The sequence below is a fragment of the Citrobacter sp. S55_ASV_140 genome (assembly GCF_018919505.1).
Classification (GTDB): Bacteria; Pseudomonadota; Gammaproteobacteria; order Enterobacterales; family Enterobacteriaceae; genus Citrobacter; species Citrobacter werkmanii.
This window is the reverse complement of sequence record NZ_JAHLQZ010000351.1, coordinates 1-2,103: the sequence shown is the minus strand read 5'-3', so window position 1 is coordinate 2,103 and position 2,103 is coordinate 1. Positions and strand designations below refer to the sequence as shown.

The window sequence follows — 2,103 nt, the reverse complement described above, 5'->3', positions numbered from 1 at the left end:
ATTCGTATTGTCATGTTGGCAATACTGGGACTTTTTTGCCTGCTGTGGTCGGGCGTGGGTTTATTCAGTCTTCATTCTTTATCAAAAATATCAGAAGGGAATGATATTGACCGTCATCTCGTCCATCAGATGACTGTTCTCAGCCAGGGTAACGATCAGTATTTTCGTTTTGTGACGCGGTTAAGTCGCGCAATGGATGTCAAAATGAGCGGCGGAACGCCGGATTTTGCGCCAGCGCAACAGTCACTGGACAATATGAGTAAAAAACTCCAGGAGATGAAAACATTGTCTCCCGGCCCCATGGATCCTGAAGTCGCCGCGGCGGTGCTGACCAAGTGGCAGGCGCTGCTGGATAACGGCGTTATCCCACAAATGCAACTGGCTCAGCAGGGCACGCTCACAGCCTTTGCGGAGCATGCCAGCACCGTTACGCCAGCCTTGAGCCGTGAATTTGGCGCCAGTGCTGAGCGTTTTAACACCACTGCGGGTGAAAGGCTCGATACCACCCGCGTTATGGTCGATGGTAAAACGTCTATCATCCGGACGCTAATTATCACCGCCGTAATCCTCGGTATTGCGCTCCTGTTCTTTACCGACCGCTACCTCGTCGCCATGATGGTGAAACCTCTGGGACGTATTCGCCAACAATTTCAACAAATTGCGCAGGGCGATCTCAGCCATTCTATTGAAGATTTTGGTCGTAACTGCGTGGGCCAACTGGTGCCATTACTGTGCGCGATGCAGGACAGCCTGCGCGAAGCCGTGAGTACCATTCGTTCTGGTAGTGACAATATCTGGCGAGGAGCGACGGAAATTTCCACCGGTAATAACGACCTCTCCTCACGTACAGAAGAGCAGGCTGCGGCGCTGGAAGAGACCGCCGCCAGCATGGAGCAGCTGACCGCAACGGTAAAACTGAACGCCGAAAATGCGCGTGAGGCCAGCCAACTGGCTGATACGGCGACAGAAACGGCAGGTAAAGGTAGCTCGCTGGTTTCAGAAGTGGTTGAGACCATGGACGGCATTGCCGCCAGTTCTAAACAGATCGCGGAAATTACCTCTGTGATTAACAGCATTGCTTTCCAGACCAATATTCTGGCGCTTAACGCGGCGGTTGAAGCGGCCAGAGCGGGCGAGCAGGGGCGCGGTTTTGCCGTGGTTGCCGGTGAGGTGCGTAACCTTGCCAGCCGTAGCGCCGGAGCGGCAAAAGAGATTGAGACGCTGATCGGCGAATCGTCGCGTCGTGTCGATCAGGGTGCTCGTCTGGTTAAAGAGACCGGATTAACGATGGAGGCGATTCTGCGCGGCGCGACAGAAGTCACCACCATCATGAAACAAATCGCCTCTGCTTCGGAAGAACAGAACAAAGGCATCTCACAGGTAAGCGTGGCGATCACGCAGATGGACAGCGTTACGCAACAGAACGCCGCGCTGGTCGAACAGGTTTCCGCCGCGGCAGTCGCGCTGGAACGGCAAACGGAAGATCTGCAACGTTCGGTGCAACAGTTCCGTCTATCAGCTAACGACGTGCAATACACTGCCACTGCGACCGCTTCCCCTTCAGCAGAACGTAAAACCTCTGCAACAGCTAAAACGGATGACTGGGTGTCGTTTTAAGCTGGCACAAAAAAGTCCCTGATACCTCTGGTCTTTGCTTAAAAAATCGCTATATAATTTATTATATAGCGATTGGGGGTTATGCATGGACAACCATTTTGGTAAAGGCCTGATGGCCGGATTAAACGCGGAAAATGCGGATAGCGCACGCTCGGTGGCGCATTTTTGCGCGGATTATAAACGCGGTTTTGTACTGGGGTTTTCACATCGAATGTTTGAAAAAACAGGCGATCGACAGCTCAGCGCGTGGGAAGCTGGCATCCTGACGCGTCGCTATGGACTGGATAAGGAGATGGTGATGGATTTCTTTAAAGAGAACCAGTCCAGTACAACAATTCGCTTTTTCATGGCCGGCTATCGGCTCGAAGCTTGATCCGAAAGGGGTATTATCTTGCTTTAATTAATTACACTATTGACCTACGCCTTCGTTTTGTTGCTCCGTCGAAGTATTATATCGCACATAACCATATAAAAAGTGTGGTAAAT

General features: G+C 51.9%; 2 protein-coding genes. Both read left to right on the top strand.

Annotated features, from left to right (window positions below):
- Positions 1 to 1,617, top strand: a 1,617-nt coding sequence (locus KQJ18_RS23620; RefSeq protein ID WP_216422906.1) for a methyl-accepting chemotaxis protein, incomplete at its 5' end; no start/stop codon positions are given.
- 85 nt (positions 1,618 to 1,702) lie between these two features.
- Complete coding sequence (locus tag KQJ18_RS23615; protein ID WP_038633845.1) at positions 1,703 to 1,990, top strand: DUF2623 family protein; 288 nt, start codon at positions 1,703 to 1,705, stop codon at positions 1,988 to 1,990.
- Positions 1,991 to 2,103 lie beyond the last annotated feature (113 nt).